The sequence below is a fragment of the Embleya sp. NBC_00888 genome (assembly GCF_045207655.1).
Classification (GTDB): Bacteria; Actinomycetota; Actinomycetes; order Streptomycetales; family Streptomycetaceae; genus Embleya.
On record NZ_CP108784.1, the window covers coordinates 4,563,504 to 4,585,711 of the forward strand.

Sequence of the window (22,208 nt, forward strand, 5' to 3'; positions counted from 1 at the left end):
CCGCGCGGAACCGGGCCCGGCGATCCGGACCCGGTCCACGGCGACCCCGCGGACCGGACAGACGGAGGAGAGAACGTGGCAGTGGACAGTACGGACGGGACATTGTTTCCGCCCGAATCCGGAGCCGGTCCAGAACTGATCCAGTTGCTCACCCCCGAGGGTGAGCGGGTCGAGCACCCCGATTACTCGATCGACCTGTCCGATGACGAATACCTGGGTCTGTACCGTGACCTGGTTCTGGTGCGTCGCTTCGACGCCGAGGCCACCGCGCTGCAACGCCAGGGCGAACTGGGCCTGTGGGCCTCCCTGCTCGGCCAGGAAGCCGCGCAGATCGGGTCGGGCCGGGCGCTGAGTCCGGACGACTATGTGTTTCCCACCTACCGTGAGCACGGCGTCGCGTGGTGTCGCGGCGTGGATCCGTTGAATCTGCTCGGGATGTTCCGCGGCGTCAACAACGGTGGTTGGGATCCCCGCGAGAACAATTTCCATCTCTACACGATCGTCATCGGCGCGCAGACCCTGCACGGTGTCGGATACGCGATGGGCCTGCAACGCGACGGAGGCGACGGCGCGGTCGTCACCTATTTCGGTGACGGCGCCTCCAGCCAGGGCGATGTCAACGAGGCATTCACGTTCGCCGCGGTGTTCAACGCGCCCGTGGTGTTCTTCTGCCAGAACAATCAGTGGGCCATCTCCGAACCCAACGAACGGCAGATGAAGGTGCCGCTGTATCGGCGCGCCGCCGGATTCGGCTTTCCCGGAGTTCGGGTCGACGGAAACGACGTGCTCGCGTGTCTCGCGGTGACCAGGGCGGCATTGGCCCGGGCCCGGCGCGGTGAGGGCCCGATGCTGATCGAGGCGTTCACCTACCGAATGGGCGCGCACACCACTTCCGACGACCCCACCCGCTATCGGTTGAACGCGGAACTCGAGGAGTGGAAGCACAAGGACCCGATCGAACGGCTCAAGGCATACCTGCACAAGCAGGGAATCGCCGACGCCGCTTTCTTCGCGGCCCTGGAGGCCGAGAGCGAGGAACTGGGCAAGCGCGTACGCAACGGTGTGCGCACGATGCCGGATCCGGATCCGGTGTCGATGTTCGCGCACGTGTACGCCGATCCGCACACCCTCGTGGACCGGGAACGGGCCGAGTTCGAGGCTTATCACGCGTCCTTCGTCGACGCCGGGGAGGACGGGCACTGATGGCTCCCGCACAGTCGACGGGCACGACCCGTCAGATGTCGATGGTGCAGGCGCTCAACACGGGACTGCGCAAGTCCCTGGAGAGCGACCCCAAGGTTTTGATCATGGGCGAGGACATCGGCAAGCTCGGCGGTGTCTTCCGGGTCACCGACGGTTTGCAGAAGGACTTCGGCGAGGACCGGGTGGTGGACACCCCGCTCGCCGAGTCCGGCATCGTCGGCACCGCGATCGGCCTGGCCCTGGCCGGCTACCGGCCGGTCGTGGAGATCCAGTTCGACGGCTTCGTCTACCCCGCGTACGACCAGATCGTCACCCAACTGGCCAAGATGCACGCGCGTTCGCTCGGCTACGTCCGGCTGCCGATCGTGATCCGCATCCCCTTCGGCGGCGGGATCGGCGCGGTCGAGCACCACAGCGAGTCGCCCGAGGCGTACTTCGCGCACACCGCGGGCCTGCGGGTGGTGTCCTGCTCGAACCCGGTGGACGCCTACTGGATGATCCAGCAGTCGATCGCCTCCGACGACCCGGTGATCTTCCTGGAGCCCAAGCGGCGTTACTGGACCAAGGCCGAGGTGGACACCGCGGCGACGCCGGACCCGCTGTACGGCTCCCGCCTGGTCCGCCCGGGCGACGCGTGCACCGTGGTGGCCTACGGGCCGATGGTGGCGACCTGCCTGGAGGCCGCCGCGGCCGCCGCCGAGGAGGGGCGCGAGCTGGAGGTGATCGACCTGCGCTCGTTGTCCCCGCTGGACTTCGACGCGGTCGAGGAGTCGGTCAAGCGCACCGGTCGCCTCGTGGTCGTGCACGAGGCCCCGTCCTTCCTGGGCATCGGCGCAGAGGTCGCCGCGACCATCACCGAGCGCTGCTTCTACCACCTTCAGGCGCCGGTGCTCCGGGTCGGCGGCTATCACACGCCGTATCCGCCGTCCCGGGTCGAGGAGGAGTACCTCCCCGACCTGGACCGTGTGCTCGATGCCGTCGACCGCTCCCTGGCCTGGTGAGGAATTTCGTGTCCGAGGTGAAGAAGTTCCTGATGCCCGACGTCGGCGAGGGCCTCGAAGAGGCCGACATCGTCGTATGGCACGTCAAGGTCGGCGACGAGGTGAGCGATGGCCAGGTCATGGTCGAGGTGGAGACGGCGAAGGCCCTGGTCGAGCTGCCGTGTCCGTTCGACGGGGTGGTGACCGAACTCCTGGCCGCCGAGGGCGACACGGTCGCGGTCGGCGCACCGATCATCGCGGTGGCGCCGAGCGGTACGCAGGTGCCCACCGGCGCCGGCGCGGCCGCAGTGAAGGCCGACACCCGGGAGGAGGCGCTCGCGGCGGACCTCGTGCCCGAACCGGCCGAGTCCACCGAGGCCGCCGCCGGCGCCGAGCCGGAGAAGAAGGACACCCGTACGGCGGTGCTGGTCGGCTACGGCGTGCGCACCACGTCCGGCCGGCGGCGGGCCCGCCGGACCGACACCCCCGCGCCCGCGGTGCACGCGGCCAACGGTTCGGGCCACGCGGGGCCGCCGACGTCGGGCTCGCCCGGCAACGGCTCGATCGTGCTCGCCAAGCCGCCGGTCCGCAAACTGGCCCGGGACCTGGGCGTGGATCTCGCGTCGGTACGGCCCTCGGGCCCCGGCGGAACCGTCACGCGCGAGGACGTGCACGCCGCCGCGCGTCCCGCGCCCACCACCGCGGCCCCGGCCGCCTTCGCGGCGACCGGACCGGGCGAGACCGTCGCGGGCGAGCGCCGCGTCCCGGTCAAGGGCGTGCGCAAGGCGACCGCGCAGGCGATGGTGGCCAGCGCGTTCTCCGCCCCGCACGTCACCGAGTGGGTGACGGTCGATGTGACCCGCACGGTCCGGCTGGTGCGCAAGCTGCGCGAGTTGCCCGACTTCGCGGACACCAAGGTGAGTCCGCTGCTCCTGGTCGCCCGGGCCCTGCTGGTGGCGATCGCCCGTCATCCGGAGATCAACGCCTCCTGGGACGAGCCGAACCAGGAGATCGTCATCCGCGATCGCGTCAACCTGGGCATCGCCGCAGCGACGCCGCGCGGGTTGATCGTGCCGAACATCAAGGACGCGGGCGGCAAGAGCCTGGTCGCGCTGGCCGGCGCGCTCACCGAGTTGGTGGCCACCGCGCGGGACGGGCGCACCTCGCCGGCCGACATGGCCGGCGGCACGGTCACCATCACCAACGTGGGCGTGTTCGGGGTGGACGGCGGTACGCCGATCCTCAACCCGGGCGAGGCCGCGATCCTGGCGGTGGGCGCGATTCGTGAGCAGCCGTGGGTGCACAAGGGCAAGGTCAAGCCCCGGCAGGTGACCACGCTCTCGCTGTCCTTCGACCACCGGATGGTGGACGGCGAGTTGGGCTCGCGGGTGCTGGCCGACGTGGCCCAGATGCTGGAGCGGCCGAAATTGTTGTTCGTGCGCGGCTGACCGTTCGTTCCGAGCGCGTGCGGTTCGCGTACGGCCCTGCGGCCGGGTCCTTTTCGGGGCCCGGCCGTACGTATGTCCGGGGGCGTCCCCTAATGTGTATGTACTGTGAAACCATCCGCGGATCCCGCTCCCTTCCGGCCCGGTGGAGGTCTCGCCTGGATCATGTGGGCGGTCGCGGCCTCGGTATACGTCGTCGCGGTCTTCCACCGCAGCAGCCTGGGCGTGGCCGGGATCGACGCGCAGGAGCGGTTCGGGGTCTCCGCGTCGCAGTTGTCGCTGTTCCCGATGCTGCAACTGCTCGTATACGCCGGCCTCCAGATACCCGTCGGCGCGCTCACCGACCGGCTCGGGGCCAAGCGGGTGCTCACCTGCGGTCTGGTGCTGATGACGGCGGGTCAGTTCACCTTCGCGTTCGCGCACGGGTTCGCCGGCGCCGTGCTCGCCCGGGTGCTGGTCGGCATGGGCGACGCGATGACGTTCGTCAGCGTGTTGCGGGTGGTGGCGGTGTGGTTCCCGGCGAACCGCGTTGCCGTGCTGACCCAGTTGACCGCGCTGCTCGGGATGGCCGGCAACCTCGCCGGTGCCACGCCGCTGGCCGGGGCGCTGCACGCGTTCGGCTGGAGCCGGACCTTCGCGGTCTCCGCCGGGGTGGGCGTGGCGGTGCTGGTCGTGGTCCTGTTCGTGCTGCGCGACAACCCCGGCGCGGCGCGCCGGGTGCGGCCGGTCGGCGGGCCCGGCATGTGGTCCCAGGTCCGCGCGGCGTGGGCCGAACCCGGCACCCGGCTCGGCCTGTGGGCGCACTGGGCGTGCGGCTGCCTGCCGCAGGTCTTCCTGATGTTGTGGGGCTTCCCGTTCCTGGTCGAGGGCCAGGGGCTGGCCAAGGGCACCGCGAGCGCGCTGCTCACCGTCGCGATCGTGATCAACATGTTCGCGTGCCTGGTGGTCGGCCCGCTGGTGACCCGCCGGCCGGGCAGCAGGCTGGTGTTGTGCGTGGGGCAACCGGTGCTGGCCGCGGTGTTGTGGGCGGCCGTGCTGATCCCGAGCGAGCCCTCGCCGCTGTGGCTGCTGGTCGTGCTCGCGCTGGTGATCGGCCCGGGCGGGGCGCTGTCCCTGGTCGGCATGGAGTTCGCCCGGGCGGGCAACCCGCCGCAGCGGCTGGGCACGGTCTCGGGCATCGTCAACGTCGGCGGGTTCGCCGCCGCGACCCTGTGCCTGTTCGCGATCGGTCTGGTCCTGGACCTGGTCGAGCCGAGCGAGGGCGCGCACGGCCTGAACGCCTATCGTGTCGCGATGGCCGTCCAGGCCGTGCCCGTGCTGCTGGGCGTGGTCCAGGTGTTGCGCTACGCCCGCAAGGTCGCCGGTCGCGGTCGCGCGACCGAACCCGTGTGCGTGGTGGCCGGGCGGGTGCCGGAACGCGAGAGTGTCCCCGACGCCGGTTGACGCCCGCCCGATCCGCTCACGGCGTGACGGCCATGTTGTCCAGGATCCGCCGCGCGAGATCGGGGTCGCCCTCGATCTTGGCGTCGGCCCGGGCGGCCGCGACGCGACCGCACATCAGCCGTACGAACGTCTCCCAGTCGGTGGAGATCGTCACCAGCGGTCCCAGCGGGACCCGCCCGTCCAGCCGGCCCCGGCCGTTCTCGTCGACGGTGACCGTGCGCATGAACTCCACCGGCCCGGTCACGTCGAACACCACCGACGCCCCGGCGGGCGCCTTGGCGTCCTTGGCCACCACCCGGGCCAGCCCGGTCAGCAGGAAGTCGCGGGTGATCAGCGCGGCGGGCGAGTCCAGGTTGCCGGGCACCCCGATCGCGCGCCGCACGTCCTGTTCGTGCACCCACACGTCGAACACCCGCTGGGTGAGCAGGAACCGGTACGGGACGCTGCGGCCCATGATGCCGCGCACCTCGTCCTCCGGGCCGCGGTCGGACTCGTCGAGCATCCGGCGCCGACGCAGGATCACGTACTCCAACTCGCCGGTCATCTCCGGTGAGGTGTGGCAGCGCCGGACGTCCACGGGTATCTCGGTGTAGCGGCTGAACTCGTCGTGCACGTGCCGCAGATCGCGCGGCAGCGTGTGGATCGGTCGTGGATCGCCGAGCAGTTCGAGCTCGATCCCGATCACGTGCGACACGATGTCGCGGACCGACCAGCCCGGACATTCGGTCGCGCTGCTCCACCGGCCCTCGGTCAGGGTGGAGACCAGATCTTTGAGGGAGCGAACCGAGTGCTCCCAGGCGTCGGCGTGCGTTTTCAGGTCGTTGCTCACGTACTACCTCTTGTCGCTGCGTCGTCGGTCGACGGGACGGGTGCGACCGTTGCTTTGACGTGGTCCCGGATCCTGGCAGGCACGTTACGCTGCCGAAGATCCTGCGGTCAGCCCGTTCGCGGGAAGCAAGCGGTGTAGGTGAGGGGAAAGTGCGCGTTTCGCTCGTACAACTCGACGTCGACCCGACGGTGCCCGCCCAGGACCGCCTGGCCGAGGTCTCCGCCCTGGTCCGAAGCCGGCGCGGCGACCACCTGGTGGTGCTGCCCGAGTTGTGGTTGCACACCGGCTGGGTCTACGACGACTGGGAGGCGGGTGCCGAAGGGGTGCGTGGACCCGTCGCCCAGACCATGGCCCGCGCGGCCCGCGACGCCGGGGTGTGGCTGCACGCCGGCAGCATCATCGAGCGCGGCGCGGATGAGAACCTGTACAACACGTCGCTGGTCTTCGACCCGGACGGCGCGCTGCGCGGCACGTACCGCAAGATCCACCGCTTCGGCTTCACCGGCGGCGAGGCCGCGTTGATCTCGCGCGGCACCGAGACCGCGCAGGTGCGCATGCCGTGGGCCGAGGTGGGCCTGGCGACCTGCTACGACCTGCGCTTCCCGGAGCTGTTCCGGCGGATCCTGGACGCGGGCGCGGAGGTGCTGGTGCTGCCCGCCGCGTGGCCGGCGCGGCGGGTCGAGCACTGGCGGGTGTTGTCCCGCGCCCGCGCGATCGAGAACCAGATGTTCGTGCTCGCCTGCAACGCGACGGGCACCCAGGGCGGCGAGGCGATGGGCGGCCACAGCATGGTGATCGACCCGTGGGGCGAGATCGTCGCCGAGGCGGGCACCGAGGCGACCGTGCTCACCGCCGAGATCGACCCGGCGCTGGTGGCCAAGACCCGCGAGGACTTCCCGGTCCTGCGGAACCGGGTGCTGTGAGCGCGTTCGCGCCGCGGCGGTCCTACAGGTGGATGTTCTTCACCTCCTTGCCCGCCGCGTCGTACGCCTTGAGGTCGTACGCGGGGTCGGACGTGCGCGCGGTCACCACGAGTACGTACACGCGTGTGGTGGGGTCGATCTGCACGGGCCGGATCACCACCGGTTCCCGGTGACCTCGCCAGGTGACCTCCAAGTGGTCCACGTCCGGGGACACCTCGGCCTGGAACACCGCCGCGTACAGGTTCGTCTCACCCGTCACCCGTCCGAACCTGCCGCCGCCGCCGAAGCGGTTCCGGTCGGTCGCCTTGTCCTGTGCGGTGCGGCCGGGCCGGACGTCACACACCGTCCCGGTCGCGTCGAACACGCCCTGCTCGACCTGCTCGAAGCAGGTCCGTTCCGGACCCTCCGTCCAGGCCCGGTACTTCCACGGCTTGCCGGCCACCACGCCCGCGCCCACGATGTCCGGGCCCGCGCCGGCCGGGCGCGTGCCGCCGTCGACCGAGACGATGTCGGTGGACCTGCCGTCCTCGTCCAGCACACCCCCGGCGATGACCGCACCGCCGCCGCCCACCACCAGCGCGGTCGCCAGCGTCGCCCCCAGCGTGAACACGCGCCGGCCGCGGCGCCTGCCCGCCCGCTCGATCGCCGCCTCCGCCGTGGGCGGGGTCAACTCCGTCGCCCGAATCTCCGCCATGAAGGCCTCCCTCAGTGCGGTGCCGTCGTCGGCCATGGCCGCACCTCCGTGTCCGAAGTAGAGGGGGTTTCCGTCTGACATGGGATCAGATCGGCCAGTTGGGGATCCTTGCGGAGCTGGGCGAGCCCCTTGAACGTCTGACTGCGCACCGTGCCCACCGTGCACCCGAGGATCTGCGCGACCTCGGACTCCGCGCGGTCCTCCCAGTAGCGCAGCACCACCGCCGCCCGTCGACCCGCCGGCAACCGGGCCAACGCTGCCATCAGCACGCTGCGTTCGGCCACTCCGCCGGTCGAATCGGGCCCGGCGCGGTCCGGCATCCGGTCGGTGAGAAAGTGCGTCACCCGACGTCGGCGGACCCGGGACAGATTGGTGTTCACCAGAATGCGACGCACGTAGGCGTCCGGATTCTCCACCTCGGCCACCCGCGCCCAGGACGTGTACGTCTTGGTCAGCGTGGTCTGGGCCAGGTCCTCGGCCTCGTCGCGATCGCCGCACAGCAGGTACGCGGTGCGCACCAGGGCTGTTCGACGGTTCTCGACGAAGGTCCGGAACTCGTCTTCCCCGTGGGATCTCAACCGTGCCCCCTTCCACCCGAACAGACGTGTGGAAGGGGCTCGTTCTATGCCGCGTTCGGCGACCCGCCGGCGCGAACGGCCGGCCGTCCCCGGATCAGTCGTCGTCCTCGCTGCTCAACCGGTCCACGCACACCGCGATCGCGATGATCAGCGCATGGTCCCACCCGGGCGCGATGTCGACGCCGTAGGTGTCCCGCACCCGCAGCCACTTGCGGGTGATCTGCGCGACCGGCCCGTTCGGCCCGGCGATCCCGTACTCGTGGTGGAACATGTCGCCGCGCACCGACAGTTCGACCCCGACCGCGAGGTCGACCTCGAACGCCTCGTGCAGCGGGGTGAACATCTTCTTGCGCACCGTGGCGACCGTCTCGCCGGTCGCGTCCTCGACCTTCATCGCGTGATGGATGCTCATGATCTTCTTCTTCACGGTCGCCAGGACCGTGCCTGCGGTGTCCTTGAGCTCCAGCCGGTCGTGCAGGGTCAGCGCCTTGCCGTCGACCAGGTAGACCTTCTCGCCGGATTCCGTCGTGACCCAGAAGTCGTCGCCGATCGCGAACATCTTCTCGCGCACGAGATAGCGCCCGGGAGCCACTCCCGGATAGAGCTGGGCTCCGTCGTACTCGTCCCCGAACACTGTGCCTCCACGATGACTACGCGTTGTCGGGCAGACTGCCCGAAATGCCGGCGTTCAGTCGTCCCGGGAACGCCGGTGTGCGGCCGCGGATACACCCGGTTGGGTGGGGTGCGGCCCGTACACGCGCCGGCCGGCGGCCTGTGGCCGACCCGGATGGTTCACTTCGAACCATGAGCAGCACCGCGCGCCGAGCCCGGGTCCGGGCCCCCGAGTTGTCCGGTTCCGGCGGCTGGATCAACACCGACGGCCCCGGCCCGACGCTGGCCGAGCTGCGTGGGCGGATCGTGGTGCTGGACTTCTGGACCTCGGCGTGCGTGAACTGCCACCACGTGCTGGCCGAGTTGCGGCCGCTCGAGGAGCGCCACCGCGACGTGCTGACCGTGATCGGCGTGCACTCGCCCAAGTTCGAACACGAGGCCGAGCACGGCTCGGTGGTCTGCGCGGTGCAGCGACACGAACTGCGGCACCCGGTCCTGGACGACCCCGAGCTGAGCACCTGGAAGCAGTACGCGGTGCACGCGTGGCCGACCCTGGTGGTGGTCGATCCGGAGGGCTACGTGGTCGCGCAGCTGTCCGGCGAGGGCCACGCCGGCGAACTCGAGGTGATGATCGCCGACCTGGTGGTCGAACACGAGGGCAAGGGCACGCTGCGCCGGGCCGCCGAGGAGTTCGAGCGGTCCGAGAGCCCACGCACCGACCTGCGCTTCCCGGGCCACCTGCTGCGGCTGCCCTCCGGGGCACTGCTGGTCGCGGACACCGGGCACCACTCGCTGGCCGAACTGTCGGACGACGGCCGTACGGTGCTGCGCCGGATCGGCACCGGGCGCCGCGGACTGCTCGACGGCGGGCCCCGGCACGCGATGCTGGCCGAGCCGCACGGCATGGCCCTGCTGCCGCCCGAGGTGGCCGCGCACGTGCGGTACGACGTCGTGGTCGCGGACACCGCCAACCACGCGCTGCGCGGCGTCTCGCTGGCCACCGGTTCGATCCGCACCGTCGCGGGCACCGGGCGCCCGCGCCGACGCGGTACCGAGGACAACGGCGCGGCCCGCATGATCGACCTCTCCAGCCCGTGGGACGTCGCGTGGTTCGGCGGCCGGATCATCGTGGCGATGGCGGGTGTGCATCAACTCTGGGAGTTCGACCCGGTGGGCGAGGGGGTCGGGGTGCTGGCCGGCACCACCGACGAGGGCATGGAGGACGGGCCGGTCGACACCGCCAGCTTCGCCCAGCCGTGTGGCCTGGCCGTCTCGCCCGACCAGCACACGTTGTGGCTGGTGGACGCGGAGAGTTCGGCGCTGCGTCGGCTGGTGGACGGCGGGATCGAGACCGTGGTCGGCCGAGGGTTGTTCGACTTCGGCTTGCGGGACGGCCCGGCCGAGCACGCGCTGTTTCAACACCCTTTGGGCGTGGACACTTTGCCGGACGGCTCGGTGGTGGTCGCGGACACCTACAACGGCGCGCTGCGCCGCTACGACCCCGCGGACGGGTTCGTGACGACCCTGGTCGACGGCCTGGCCGAGCCGGCCGCGGTGGCGGTGGTCGCGGACCTGGACGAGGAGCTCTACCTGACCGTGGTGGAATCCTCCGCCCACCGGGTGCACAAGCTGCGCATGCCGCACACGTGACGGCGACGGCCGGGGCGACCCGCCGACCCGCGTCGCCGTGTTCCCTGCGCTCGGCCGCCCCGGGCGGTCGTTCGCGCGAACGAGGTTGCCCCGCACCATCGTTCCCGTGAACGGCGACGACCGCGGCTCCGGAGCGGGAGGGGGAGGGCTCCGGAGTCGCGGTCGTCAGGGGGGTGGTGCCGAATTGGTCCTCAGCGTCGGTAGTAGCGGCGGGTCGGCCGCTCCTCGACGATCCGCTCGACCGGCGGCTCGACGTAGCCGCCCGCGGCGGGCGGTTGCACGTAGCCGGCCGGCGGCGGGTTCAGCGGCATGTTGCGTCGCCGGGGTCCCCACACCATCAGGAACAGCGCGATGCCCACGACTCCGGTGATCATCAGCACGACACCGACCACGTCGAGGTTGACCCCGGACACGCTCCAGTCGGTGGCGAAGGTCAGGATCGCGCCCACCGCGATCAACAGGATGCCCGCTCCGATGCCCATGAGTTCGTTCACTCCGATCCGCTGACGTGCGGCGGGTATGCGCTGCGCCCGATTTGCCTGTCGGCTCGCGCCTACCCGGAGTCCTCCGACCCATGCCCACCGATTCGCGGCGACGTTCGGCCCCGGTGCGGTCCTCGCTCAGCCCTCCAGGAACGCGGCGGCGGCCGAGGCGAGCAGGAACGGGTCGTCGGCGCCGCACAGTTCGCGGGAGGAGTGCATGGACAGGCACGCGGTGCCGACGTCCACGGTCTCGATGCCCAGCCGGGTCGCGGTGATCGGGCCGATGGTCGAGCCGCAGGGGATCGAGTTGATCCCGACGAAGATCTGCGAGGGCACCCCGGCACGTTCGCAGGCCGCGGTCCACACCGCCCGGCCGCGCGCGTCGGTGGCGTAGCGCTGGTTGGTGTTCACCTTCAGGATCGGGCCGCCGCCCGGCACCGGGTGGTGGCCCGGCTCGTGCCGGGAGACGTAGTTCGGGTGCACGGCGTGGCCGACGTCGCTGGAGAGGTGGAACGAGTCGGCGAACGCGCGGGCGCGGTCGTCCAACGACCCGCCGCGGGCGCTGACGATCCGGCTCAGCACCGTCTCCAGGAGCGGCCCGGCCGCGCCCGTGGTGGACTCGCTGCCGGTCTCCTCGTGATCGAACGCGCCGAGCACCGGGATGTGCGCGACGCCGTCGTGCGCGGCCGCGAGCAGCGCGGCCAGCCCCGCGTGCACCGACAGCAGGTTGTCCAGCCGGGGCGACGCGAGCAGTTCGCGATCGCGCCCGAGGTAGCTGGGCCGTTGCACGTCGTGGACCATCAGGTCCCACCCGGTGACGTCGCCGGCGGCGACCCCTGCCTCCTCGGCCACGAACCGGATCAGCGCACCCTCGTCGACCGGGCCCAGCCCCCAGATCGGGGTCATGTGCTGCTGCTTGTCCAACTTCAGACCCGCGTCGTTGACCGAGCGGTCGAGGTGGATCGCCAACTGCGGCACCCGCAGCAGCGGTCGGTCCACGAACACCAGGTGCTCGCTGCCGTCGCGCAGCACGATCCGGCCGGACAGACCGAGGTCGCGGTCGAGCCAGGAGTTGAGCAGCGGCCCGCCGTAGATCTCGACGGCGACCTGCCGCCAGCCGACCGCCCCGGTGTCGGGCTGCGGCTTGACCCGCAGGGTCGGCGAGTCGGTGTGCGCCCCCACGATCCGGAAGCCGCGCGTGCTCTCGGTGCCCTCCGGTACGTACCAGGCCACGATCGCGCCCCCGCGCAGCACGTACCGCCCGCCGGCCCCGCCGTCCCACGCGGCCGTCTCCACCAGCCGCCGGAAGCCCGCGGCCTCCAGCCGCGCGGCCACGTTCGCCGCCGCGTGGTACGGGGACGGACTGGCCGCGACGAACTCGATCAAGTCGTCGGTGTGACTCCGGTCGAAGCGAGGCGAGGGCATACATACTCCAAGGTCCACGGCCGCCCGGCCGCGAAGATCGTCACGGTCTCTCCGCCCCGAGACTACGCCCCACCCGGAGCGTCGCCGCCGCGCGCTCCCGGTGCCGCGGCCTCACGAAACGGGCCGGCGGCGAGGTTGTCCACAGGACGCCCTCGCCGCCGGCCCGATCCGCCGAAGGACTAGAAAGCCGCTTCCGGGAGTTCCATGATCGCGTTGTCGATCTGCTCCACCATCAGGCGTTGCGGCGTCAGCAGCGGCAGGATCTCGCGGGCGAAGTGCTTCGCCGCGGCCACCTTGCCCTGGTAGAACGCCTCGTCCCGACCGGGCGTGCCGGCCAGCTTCGTCAGCGCCACCGAGGCCTGACGCAGCAGCAGCCAGGACACCACCAGGTCACCGGCGGCGATCAGGAGCCGCGTGGTGTTCTGGCCGACCTTGTAGATCGAGTCGATCTCCTGCTCGGACGCCATCAGTTGGTTGATCATCGCGGCGACCATGCCCTGGACGTCCTCGGCGGCCGTCGCGAGCAGCCCGACCTCGGCGGCCAGTTCGCCCTCGGCGTGCGCGGTGATGAACTCCTGGATCTCGCCGGCCACCACGGTCAGCGCCTTGCCCTGGTCGCGGACGATCTTCCGGAAGAAGAAGTCCTGACCCTGGATCGCGGTGGTGCCCTCGTAGAGGGTGTCGATCTTGGCGTCCCGGATGTACTGCTCGATCGGGTATTCCTGGAGGAAGCCCGAGCCGCCGAAGGTCTGCAGCGACTGCGCGAGTTGCTCGTACGACTTCTCCGAGCCGTAGCCCTTGACGATCGGCAGCAACAGGTCGTTGACCCGGTCCGCGGTCTCGTCGCTTCCGCCGGCGAGCGCGGCGCCCTCGATCCGGTCCTGCCACGAGGAGGTGTACAGCACCAGCGCGCGCATGCCCTCGACGTACGCCTTCTGGGTGAGCAGCGAGCGGCGCACGTCCGGGTGGTGGGTGATGGTCACGCGCGGCGCGGCCTTGTTCGTCATCTGCGCCAGGTCGGCGCCCTGGTAGCGCTCCTTCGCGTACTCGAGCGCGTTGAGGTAGCCGGTGGACAGCGTCGCGATGGCCTTCGTGCCGACCATCATCCGGGCGTACTCGATGATCTTGAACATCTGCGCGATGCCGCTGTGCACCTCGCCGACCAGCGTGCCCACCGCCGGGACCCCGTGCTCGCCGAAGGTGAGCTCGCAGGTCGTGGAGACCTTGAGGCCCATCTTGTGCTCGACGTTGGTGACGAAGGCGCCGTTGCGCTCGCCGAGTTCGCCGGTCTCCGGGTCGAAGTGGAACTTCGGCACCACGAACAGCGACAGGCCCTTGGTGCCGGGACCGGCACCCTCCGGGCGCGCGAGCACCAGGTGGATGATGTTCTCGGTCATGTCCTGGTCACCCGAGGTGATGAAGCGCTTGACGCCGTGGATGTGCCAGGTGCCGTCCTCCTGCCGGACCGCCTTGGTACGACCCGCGCCGACGTCCGAACCCGCGTCGGGCTCGGTCAGCACCATGGTGGAACCCCACTGGCGGTCGACCATGAAGCCGGCGACCCTGCGCTGCTCCTCGGTGCCGAGCGTGTGCAGCACCTGGGCGAAGTCGGGGCCCGCCGCGTACATCCACAGCGCCGGGTTGGCGCCGAGCACCAGCTCGGCCACCGACCAGCGCAGCGAACGCGGGCAGTTGGTGCCACCCATGCTCTCGGGGAGCGCGAGGCGCCACCACTCCGAGTCCATGTAGGCCTTGTACGACTTCTTGAACGCCTCGGGCAGCGTGGCCGAGTGCGTCGCGGGGTCGAACACGGGTGGGTTGCGGTCGCCCTCCGCGAACGAATCGGCGAGGTCGTTCACGGCGAGGCGTTCGACCTCGGCCAGGATCGACCTGGCGGTATCGACGTCCATTTCCGCGAACGGACCCGTGCCATAGACCTGCTCGCGCCCGAAGACCTCGAACAGGTTGAACTCCAGGTCGCGGAGATTCGACTTGTAGTGACCCATGACAGGCTCCGCCCGTGGTTGCGTCTCGTGGACTGCGCTGATTGAACTGAACTGAACGACCGAACTGAACTGGGACCCAGTGTACTGGTCAGTAACATAATGATCGTACCCATGGGTAACTTTTTCAATGCCCGAGAGGTTCCCATCCGGTTACCACCAGGTACATGTGACCGTCTCGACGGAGGGCTCAAACCCGGGCCGTAGACCCGCTAGCCTCGTGGTGTGTACGGCTACGCAACGGAAGAATCCCAGGCCCGGGCGGAGGCGCCGGCGCTCACCGACGCCGTGCGCGCGTTCGCCACGGGCGTCATGAACGGCGAGGACTTCCAGTCCATCTTCATAGCGTCGAAGGTCTTCTGCCCGAGAGGTGATCGCCCGGGCTTCCTGGCCCTGCACAACACCCCCGAGCCGGTGATCCCGATGTTCAGCTCTCTCGCCGAACTCAAGAAGTACGCCGGTGAGGAGTCGCGTCACTTCACGGTCACCGGCGCCGAGGTGCTCGACCTGCTTCCCAACGGCTACGGCTTCGTGCTCGACCTCGACGGCGAACACCGGGTGATGTTCGACGCGAAGGCCATAGAGCAGATGATCGCCTTCGCGATGCGCCGGATGTACGGCTGAGCCGTCCGCTCGACCGGAGCGGCGCGCACGGCCGAACGCGCCGACGGTCGTGCCGCTCGGGGCACCGACGGTGACCGGGCGGTCGCGTTTCGTCGATGTCGGGCGGTCGAGGGTCGGCGCGCTCGGGACGGTGCGTCGATCAGGCCGGACGATGGCCGTGGTTGGCTCTGTTCTTGCGACGGGACTTGCGCTTGCGGGTCTTCCTCGACATCGCGCCCCCTTGCTCGTCGTGCCGCATGCTTACCCGTGCCCGGTCCGCGTTCATGCCCGGAGTTTCACGCGACCCGCGACGTCCGATGCCGGCCCGCCACGCCCTCGGCTCAGCGGCGCAGCGCGGCGGCGGGTTCGATCCGGGCGGCGTGCCACGCGGGGGGCAGGCCGGCCAGGAGCCCGAGGGCGAGGCCGATCAGGGGTCCCGCGGTGAGCATGGCGGGGTCGACGACCGCGGGCCAGTGTTTCGCGGCGGCGGTGACGACGATGGTGATCGTGCCCAGGGCGGTGCCGACGAGGCCGCCCAGTGCCCCGAGGCCGGCGGATTCGAGGAGGAATCGGCCGGCGATGTCGCGGCTCCCGGCGCCGAGGGCGCGGCGCAGGCCGATCTCGGGGGTGCGTTCCAGGACCGCGACCAGCGTGGTCCCGGCGATGCCGATGGCGCCGATGAGCAGGCAGAGGCCCGCCAGGACGAGGAACGGCGCGGCGCGGTCGTCGGTGCCGTGGCCGCGCAGGGCGCGCGGATCGGGCGGCGGGATCGGCCGGAACGCGTCGACGGCGTCGGGGCGCAGCGCGTACGGGGCTTCGCCGGCGACCTGGCGGGCGGCGCCGTTCCTCGTGGTGACCAGCATCCTGGCCCGGTCGGCGCCGCCGGGTGGGCCGTAGACGCGTTCGGCGGTGGTGCGCGGGATGAGCACGGATCCGAGCAGGTCGGCCCGGCGGTCGGCGCCGGCGAGGATGCCGACGACGGTGAAGGAGGTGTCACCGACGAACACGGCCGGGGCGGTGTCCAGGGTGCCGACGCCGAGACGCTCGGCGACGTCCGCGCCGAGGACGGCCACCTGTTCGGCGCGCCCGTCGTGGAAGGTGTCGTAGCCGCGGCCGGTCGCCCAGTGCGGCCCGGCGGCCCGGAGGAAGCCGGGCGAGGCGGCGAGGACGGGGATCCGCGGGGCGGCGTTCGGGTCGCCGCCGACGGGAGCGGCGCGCACTTCGGTGCCCGGCGGGAGTTCGACCGTCCACTGCACACCGGCGTGTTCGACGCCGTTGAGGGCGCCGACGCGCCGGTCGGCGTCGGCGGTGAACATCAGCGGCTCGTTGGCGGGGTCGGCGCCGCCGGTGTCCTCGATGGTCACCTCGGTGGCGGCGCGGACGTCGAAGCGGTCGTCGAGCCGACGGTCGGCACCGGCGGTCAGACCCACGACGGCGACGAGTGTGCCCACGCCCAGGACGGTGCCCAGGGCGGTGAGGATCGAGCGGGCCGGTCGATGGAGCATGTCGGCGAGGGCCTGGGAGAACAACGCGCGCAGGCGTCGGCGGGACCGGGCGGTCCGCTGTACCGGCTCACCGGTCGGTGCCGGTCGGGCTCCGCCCGTCACGGGTGCGCACCGGCGCGGACGGGTGCCGGGTCCTTGCGGTTCGCGCCGACCAGCACGCGGTCGCCCGGGGCCAACGCGCCCGCCTTCGGCGCCACCTCCACGTATCCGTCGCCGGAGGTGCCCGCACGGATCTCCACCCGCCGCCGGGTGCCGCTCGATTCGAGCACCGTCACCATGGTTCGGCCGTCCGCGCCCGCGGACACCGCGGAAACCGGCACGACCAGCACGGGGCCGTCCGACGAGGTCGCCTCGATGCTCAGGCGCACCTCCCGGCCCGCCAGTTCCGGATCCAACGCCGCCGTGGGCACGACGATCACCGGATAGCCCCCGCCGCCGGTGGCCGGTGTGGCGGCGGCACCCTGCGCGGAGCCCTCGTCGTTCGCGGCGGTCGGGGTGTCCGCGATCGACCGGACCTCGCCGGTTGCCTCGATTCCGGACGACTCGGCCAGGATCCGCACCCTCAGGCCGGGTCGTACCAGGTTCTTCTCGTGCGGCGCCAACGATCCCCGCACGATCGGATCGCCGACCGAGAGCGTCAGGGCCTTGTCCTCCACCTCGTCGCCGACGACCGCCCGCATCGTGTCGACCCGGGCGGGGAAGCGGCTCAGGAACACCACCTCGGCCGCGGGCACCATCGCGCCGGACCTGGCCCTGAGCTCGGCGAGCGCGGTCCTCGCCCTGGCCAGGTCCTCGTTCGCGTAACGCACCTGCCGAGCCGTGGCCGTCGACGGGGTGGCCGTCGACTCACCCGAAGTCGACTCACCCACCGTCGACGCGGCGCCCGTCGACGTCACGTCGCCCGCCTCGACCCCGTCCCCCGCCACGTCCCCGCCCCTGACCCGAGCCAACGCGCGTTCCGCGCCGGTGACCCGGTCCTCGGCGGTCGCGATCGCGTCGTCCCCGCCCGTCACCGGCGCGTCGTACCCGGTCGCCCGGTAGAACGCCGCCACGGCCGTCCGCGTCCCGGCCCCGTAGGTTCCCGCCGGGTCCGTCCCGACCCCGTACCCGAGCCCCTTCAACGCGGTCTGCAACTGCTCGACATCGCGGCCCTCGCCGCCCGGCCGCAGATCCCGGTACACCGGCAGTTCCCCGGGCAGCACGAAGACCGGCCGCCCGGACACCTCCAGCAGCACCTGCCCGGCCTCGACCATGTCCCCGGCCCGGACCCGAACCCCGGTCACCACCGGTTTCGTCGTACCGCCGCCGTCCTTGTCCCCGCCCGTCGACACCCGGGGCGCCACCGTGACCGTGTGCTCCGCCGCGACCGTCCCGCGCAGCACCACGGTGTCCGTGAGCACCCGGCGGTCCACCGTCGCCGAGATCACCGAACGGGCCGGCGCCTTGGCCTCGGCGGCCTGCTCCTCGGGCGACCGGACGAAGCGCGCGGCCGTCCATCCGCCGACGATCGACACCAGCGTGATCACGACCAGCACGATCAGGACGCGCCGCCGGCGCGTCTCGGGCGTGCGCTCGGGGGCGGATTCCGGCTCGACCGGATCGAATCCGAGGTCACGGGATGTTCCGATGGCAATCCTCGCTTCGCGCAGAGCGACACCACCGCCCACTCGGCGGTTGCCGCCCAGACTGCCAAGCCGAAGCCGTGCCCCGCACGAGGACGCGCGGTCGGTGGTGCGGTCGTCCACCGCATGGCCGATACCCGGACCGCCACACGTGCGGGGTTCGTCGACCACCCGGCGGACCGTCGGCGCCTCGGCGGGCGGGCCGGGGGAACGCCGAAGCGCCGACGATCGGGTGCCGTGCGCCCACACGGGCGGCGCGCGGCGCGCGATCGTCGGCGCCGGTGGGTGGACGAGCAGGGGTCGGGTCAGTCGGCGCGCCGGCCGTGGCGCAGCAGTTCGCCGCTGTGCACGCCGGTGGGTTCGTCGTTCTCGATGGTCACCCGGCCGTTGACCAGGATGTAGCGGTAGCCCTTGGCGTCGATCACCGTGCGGAGTTGGCCGGCGGGCAGGTCGTGCACGAACATCGGGTCGCCGTAAGCGAGTTCGTCGTAGTCGTAGACGATGATGTCGGCTGCGGCGCCCTCGGTGAGCACGCCGCGGTCGGTGAAGCCCGCGCAGCGGGCGGGCAGGCCGGAGAGCCGCCGGTGCGCCTGTTCGAGCGAGGTCCAGGCGTGCTTGCGGACGTACTCGACCAGGTACTCCGTGCCGTACATGCCCGCGCTCAGCGTCTTCAGGTGCGCGCCGCCGTCGGACAGGCCGGGCAGCAGGTATTCGTAGTCGACGAGTTCCTTCAGGCCCTCCAGGGTCGCGTTGAACTGACCGGTGTGCACCTGCGTGGTCAGCCCGTCCGCGATGGTGACGTCGCACAGCACGTCCACCGGGTGTCGGTCCAGCTTCGCGCCGATCTCCTTGAACGACAGGCCCTCGTACCGCTTGTACTCGGCGGTGAAGGTGCGGTGCAGCTTCATGTCCGGGTACAGGTGGTAGAACAGCGGATCGAATTCGCGCAGTTCGGCTCGCACGGCCGGGTCGTTCAGCATCGCGATCTTCTCCTCGACCGTCTCGGCCGCGAAGATGTCCGCCACCGGCGGGCGGGTGGACACGCCGCCGTACAGGAAGCTGAACGGCACCGGGACGTCGGTCGTCATCGCCTGGCCGTAGATCGGGATGCCGCGTTCCTGGCAGCGTCGCAGCCATTCGATCTTGCGCTTGTACAGGCCGCCGCTGCGCGAGTTGGCGATCACCGCGTTCCAGATCAGCGGCCGGCCGCTGACCTCGACCAGGTTCTCGTACTCCTCCTCGGTGATCTGCGTTCCGGACACCTGCATGAAGCCGCGTCCCTGCCGGCCCAGCGCCTCGGCCAGCGCGAGGCGGGTCTGCGGCCACATGATGTCGGTGGGCATCGGCGTGCCGTCGAAGTCGCCCTGCATCAGTCGGCCGTTCGGGTTGCCCGGCTCGCCCAGACACTGCGCGGACCAACCGCACGCCCCGGCGTCCATCGCCTCCTCCAGCAGGCGGGCGAGTTCGGCGTGCTCGGCGTCGGTGGGTTCGGCGCCCGCCTTGGCCCGCTCCAGGCCGAGCACCCAGATCAGCAGCGGGTTCACCGGCACGTACGGCAGTACGTTGACCGCCTTGGGCGTGCGGTCGACGCTGTCCAGGTAGTCGGGGAAGGTGACCCAGTCCCAGGGCATGCCCTCGCGCAGGGTCTCGGTGGGGATGTCCTCGACGGCGGTCATCGACAACATCGCCCGCTCGCGCATCTCCTCGCGCACCGGCGCGAAGCCGAAGCCGCAGTTCCCGGTGACCACCGAGGTCACGCCGTGCGGGCCGGACGTGGTCAGGTACGGGTCCCAGAAGACCTGGCCGTCGTAGTGGGTGTGCAGGTCGATGAAGCCGGGCGCGACGATCAGTCCGGTCGCGTCGATCACCCGATCCGCGTCCTCGGCCGGGATTCGGCCGATCCGGCTGATCACGCCGTCGGTGATCGCGATGTCGCCCCGGAAACGCGGGTTTCCCGAACCGTCGACGACTATGCCGCCCTTGATGACCACGTCGTAGTTCGCCATGGCGTCCCTTCCTTCGTCCTTCGGCAGAGCCCTTGATGCAGTTAATTAAAGAGTGTGTTTAATACGAGGGGTCGAAGGAGTCAAGGGATTCCGGGGTGGGGCCGCGGCGGTCGGGCGGAGCGGGTGCGAGGGGGCGGCGGGCGGTCGGGCGGGCCGGCAGGCGGCCGGGTGGGTGGTCGGGTGGGTGGTCGGGCGGGTCGCGAGGGCCGAACCCGCTCAGCCGCCGGCGAGCGCGCCCGCGACGATCGCGGTCAGGTGGTCGTCGAAGGCTTCCGGGCCGAGCAGGCCGGTGGCGACGATCCCGTCCGGCCGGGGCGGCTGGGTGTGCCGCGCGGCGCGGGCCGCGCACAACATGCCGACCATCTGGGTGACCAGGAAGGTCCGGGTCTGCAGCGCCGTCACGGCCGATCCGGGGCGGGCCGCCGCGACCGCGTCCACCACGTCCTGGACGTCCTCGCCGCCGAGCAGCGGAGTGATCGGCGAGGTCGCGTCGCGCAGCAGCTCCACCGAGATCTGGAGGTACGCCCGGTCGGCCGGCGACCCGTTGAGCAACTCGGTGATCGGCAGCACGATCGCGCGGGCGTACCCGGACATCTGCTCCGGCCGCTCGCGGGCGGCGGCCAGCAGTGCCTGGCGCCGCGCGTACACGACCGGGACGTGTTGTTCGACGATCGCGCGCAGCAGCCCCTCGCGACCGCCGAAGTGGTAGTGGATCGCGCCGGCGTTGCGTTGCCCCGCCGCGCGGGTGATGTCCTGCAACGGCACGTCCAGACCGTGCCGCGCGAACAGGATCTCGGCGGCCTCGACGATGCGGCGCCTGGTCGGGCCGGAGTCACGGGGCATGCGCGCAGCATATGGCCTGGGTAGGGCCCGGGTTCGGCCACGAATGGCGGTGTTGTCAAGTGCCTGTTTGGCCAGATTTGGATACGTTTTAGACCTTATGGGACCTTCGCCCCTGTCCGTGTGCCTCGGCGCACGTGACGATGGATGGAGTCGGCGTCGGTCCGTCCCCCTGCGCGTCAACGAAAGGTCCCGACACATGCCTGCCATGGCCCTTCCCGCTAGCCGAGCAGTTCCGGTGGCAGTGGGCTTGTACATGGCGGTGCTGGTGAGTCGGGTGTTCGCTCCGGACTACCTGGACATACACGCGGTGCTGATCGCCGTGCTGGCCGTGGTGGCGATGGCGTATCGGCCCTGGATGACCGCGGTGGCCGGCCTGGTCGCGCTGATCACCCGTCTGCTGTTGCGGCCGGAGATGTACAGCGGCGACTACGGCGACTACAAGCACTCCACCGGCGTCTCGGCGGCGATCCTGATCGTGACCCTGTTCGGGTGCTGGGTGGGCAGGGAGCGGCGGCGGCAGGACGCCCGCCTGCATCGTGTGCAGTCGGTGGCCGAGGTGGCCCAGCGTGCCCTGCTGCGGCCGGTGCCCAGGACGATCGGCCGATTCGGCTTCGCGGTCCGCTATCGGGCGGCGGCCGAGGAGGCGTCCATCGGCGGCGACCTGTACGAGGTGTTGGAAACGCCGTACGGGGTGCGGGTGCTGCTCGGCGACGTGCGCGGCAAGGGTCTGGAGGCGGTCGACATGGCGGCCCGGACGCTGGGCGCGTTCCGGGAGGCGGCCTACGAGGCGCCGACCCTGGCCGAGGTCGGCATCCGGGTGGATCGCAGCCTCAACCGGCAGCTCGGCGGCGAGGACTTCGTCACCGCCGTGATGGTCGAGCTGTGCCCCGGCGTGGGCACCATGCAGGTCCTGGCGTGCGGCCATCCGTCGCCGTTGCTGGTCCGCGGCGGCACGGTCGGCGAGGTGATCGCCGAGGCGGGACTGCCGCTGGGCATGGGCCTGTTGCCGGCGACCACCACGCGCACGGTGGAGCATGTGCGCTTTCGGCCGGGCGACGTGTTGTTGCTGCACACGGACGGGGTGACCGAGGCGCGGGACACCTCCGGCACCTTCTACGCACTGGGCCGGCACCTGGCCACACACGCGCACAACGACGCCGCGGCGATGCTGGACGCGGTCGAACAGGGCCTGCTGGCGCACGTGGGCGGCAAGCTGGAGGACGACGCGGCGATGCTCGCGGTGACCCTGACGGGGCCGCTGATGAAGGTGGTCAAACCGGCCCGGGCGCTGGAACCGATCCGGCACCCGGCCTGACCCACGACCCGACGCCCGGAGCCGGTACGTCGGCGGCGGGCACGAAG

At 71.2% G+C, this 22,208-nt stretch carries 18 protein-coding genes and 1 pseudogene; 8 read left to right on the plus strand and 11 right to left on the minus strand.

Going from position 1 to position 22,208, the window contains the following annotated elements; genetic code table 11:
* The first annotated feature begins 75 nt into the window (after nt 1-75).
* The 4 genes from pdhA to OG948_RS19125 all read left to right on the plus strand — a co-directional run bounded on the left by pdhA (nt 76) and on the right by OG948_RS19125 (nt 5,071).
* On the plus strand, nt 76-1,203 hold the full coding sequence (gene pdhA / locus OG948_RS19110; RefSeq protein WP_406297692.1) for a pyruvate dehydrogenase (acetyl-transferring) E1 component subunit alpha: 1,128 nt from the start codon (nt 76-78) through the stop codon (nt 1,201-1,203).
* A gap of 35 nt (nt 1,204-1,238) precedes the next feature.
* Complete coding sequence (locus tag OG948_RS19115) at nt 1,239-2,204, plus strand: alpha-ketoacid dehydrogenase subunit beta (RefSeq protein WP_406300296.1); 966 nt, start codon at nt 1,239-1,241, stop codon at nt 2,202-2,204.
* On the plus strand, nt 2,201-3,631 hold the full coding sequence (locus OG948_RS19120) for a dihydrolipoamide acetyltransferase family protein (RefSeq protein WP_406297693.1): 1,431 nt from the start codon (nt 2,201-2,203) through the stop codon (nt 3,629-3,631). Before OG948_RS19115 ends, OG948_RS19120 begins: the two co-directional genes overlap by 4 nt.
* A gap of 105 nt (nt 3,632-3,736) precedes the next feature.
* A complete protein-coding gene (locus OG948_RS19125) occupies nt 3,737-5,071 on the plus strand; it encodes an MFS transporter (protein WP_406297694.1) in 1,335 nt (444 codons plus the stop codon).
* A 16-nt stretch (nt 5,072-5,087) separates the two neighbouring features.
* On the opposite strand, the gene OG948_RS19130 is transcribed toward OG948_RS19125, so the two are convergent.
* Nucleotides 5,088-5,900, minus strand: coding sequence for a maleylpyruvate isomerase family mycothiol-dependent enzyme (locus tag OG948_RS19130; protein ID WP_406297695.1), 813 nt, complete (start codon nt 5,898-5,900; stop codon nt 5,088-5,090).
* A gap of 149 nt (nt 5,901-6,049) precedes the next feature.
* On the opposite strand from OG948_RS19130, the gene OG948_RS19135 reads away from it, so the two are divergent.
* Entirely contained in the window at nt 6,050-6,823 is a 774-nt protein-coding gene (locus tag OG948_RS19135) for a carbon-nitrogen family hydrolase (RefSeq protein ID WP_406297696.1), read from the plus strand.
* Nucleotides 6,824-6,845: 22 nt separating this feature from the next.
* Here OG948_RS19135 and OG948_RS19140 read toward each other — a convergent pair whose 3' ends face one another.
* From OG948_RS19140 to OG948_RS19150, 3 genes are all read right to left on the minus strand, one after another.
* Nucleotides 6,846-7,553: a hypothetical protein gene (locus OG948_RS19140; RefSeq protein WP_406297697.1), complete on the minus strand. Its 708-nt coding sequence runs from the start codon at nt 7,551-7,553 to the stop codon at nt 6,846-6,848.
* Nucleotides 7,529-8,095: a SigE family RNA polymerase sigma factor gene (locus OG948_RS19145; RefSeq protein WP_406297698.1), complete on the minus strand. Its 567-nt coding sequence runs from the start codon at nt 8,093-8,095 to the stop codon at nt 7,529-7,531. Before OG948_RS19145 ends, OG948_RS19140 begins: the two co-directional genes overlap by 25 nt.
* A 94-nt stretch (nt 8,096-8,189) precedes the next feature.
* On the minus strand, nt 8,190-8,729 hold the full coding sequence (locus OG948_RS19150; RefSeq protein WP_395867883.1) for an LURP-one-related/scramblase family protein: 540 nt from the start codon (nt 8,727-8,729) through the stop codon (nt 8,190-8,192).
* A gap of 170 nt (nt 8,730-8,899) precedes the next feature.
* On the opposite strand from OG948_RS19150, the pseudogene OG948_RS19155 reads away from it, so the two are divergent.
* Nucleotides 8,900-10,348 (plus strand): annotated as a pseudogene (locus tag OG948_RS19155) (thioredoxin-like domain-containing protein); the annotation flags it as partial.
* A gap of 200 nt (nt 10,349-10,548) precedes the next feature.
* Here OG948_RS19155 and OG948_RS19160 read toward each other — a convergent pair.
* From OG948_RS19160 to OG948_RS19170, 3 genes are all read right to left on the minus strand, one after another.
* Nucleotides 10,549-10,839 carry a DUF6458 family protein gene (locus OG948_RS19160; RefSeq protein WP_406300297.1) on the minus strand — a complete coding sequence of 97 codons (291 nt, stop codon included), beginning with the start codon at nt 10,837-10,839 and terminating at the stop codon, nt 10,549-10,551.
* A gap of 138 nt (nt 10,840-10,977) precedes the next feature.
* Complete coding sequence (locus tag OG948_RS19165; protein WP_406297699.1) at nt 10,978-12,264, minus strand: M18 family aminopeptidase; 1,287 nt, start codon at nt 12,262-12,264, stop codon at nt 10,978-10,980.
* A 179-nt stretch (nt 12,265-12,443) separates the two neighbouring features.
* On the minus strand, nt 12,444-14,270 hold the full coding sequence (locus tag OG948_RS19170; protein WP_406297700.1) for an acyl-CoA dehydrogenase: 1,827 nt from the start codon (nt 14,268-14,270) through the stop codon (nt 12,444-12,446).
* A gap of 222 nt (nt 14,271-14,492) precedes the next feature.
* On the opposite strand from OG948_RS19170, the gene OG948_RS19175 reads away from it, so the two are divergent.
* Nucleotides 14,493-14,891: an SseB family protein gene (locus tag OG948_RS19175; protein WP_020549161.1), complete on the plus strand. Its 399-nt coding sequence runs from the start codon at nt 14,493-14,495 to the stop codon at nt 14,889-14,891.
* Between the two features lie 320 nt (nt 14,892-15,211).
* Here the strand turns inward: OG948_RS19175 and OG948_RS19180 are convergent, their stop codons facing one another.
* From OG948_RS19180 to OG948_RS19195, 4 genes are all read right to left on the minus strand, one after another.
* The gene (locus tag OG948_RS19180; protein WP_406297701.1) at nt 15,212-16,477 is read right to left on the minus strand and encodes an ABC transporter permease; all 1,266 of its coding nucleotides are present in this window, start codon (nt 16,475-16,477) and stop codon (nt 15,212-15,214) included.
* Complete coding sequence (locus tag OG948_RS19185; protein ID WP_406297702.1) at nt 16,474-18,168, minus strand: peptidoglycan-binding protein; 1,695 nt, start codon at nt 18,166-18,168, stop codon at nt 16,474-16,476. The genes OG948_RS19180 and OG948_RS19185 overlap by 4 nt, the downstream gene beginning before the upstream one ends.
* Nucleotides 18,169-18,302: 134 nt before the next feature.
* Nucleotides 18,303-20,003, minus strand: a complete 1,701-nt coding sequence (locus OG948_RS19190) for an amidohydrolase family protein (protein WP_406297703.1) — start codon at nt 20,001-20,003, stop codon at nt 18,303-18,305.
* 216 nt (nt 20,004-20,219) lie between these two features.
* Entirely contained in the window at nt 20,220-20,846 is a 627-nt protein-coding gene (locus OG948_RS19195; protein WP_406297704.1) for a TetR/AcrR family transcriptional regulator, read from the minus strand.
* A gap of 235 nt (nt 20,847-21,081) precedes the next feature.
* Here OG948_RS19195 and OG948_RS19200 point away from each other — a divergent pair, with 235 nt between their 5' ends.
* A complete protein-coding gene (locus tag OG948_RS19200; protein ID WP_406297705.1) occupies nt 21,082-22,161 on the plus strand; it encodes a PP2C family protein-serine/threonine phosphatase in 1,080 nt (359 codons plus the stop codon).
* Nucleotides 22,162-22,208: the final 47 nt, after the last annotated feature.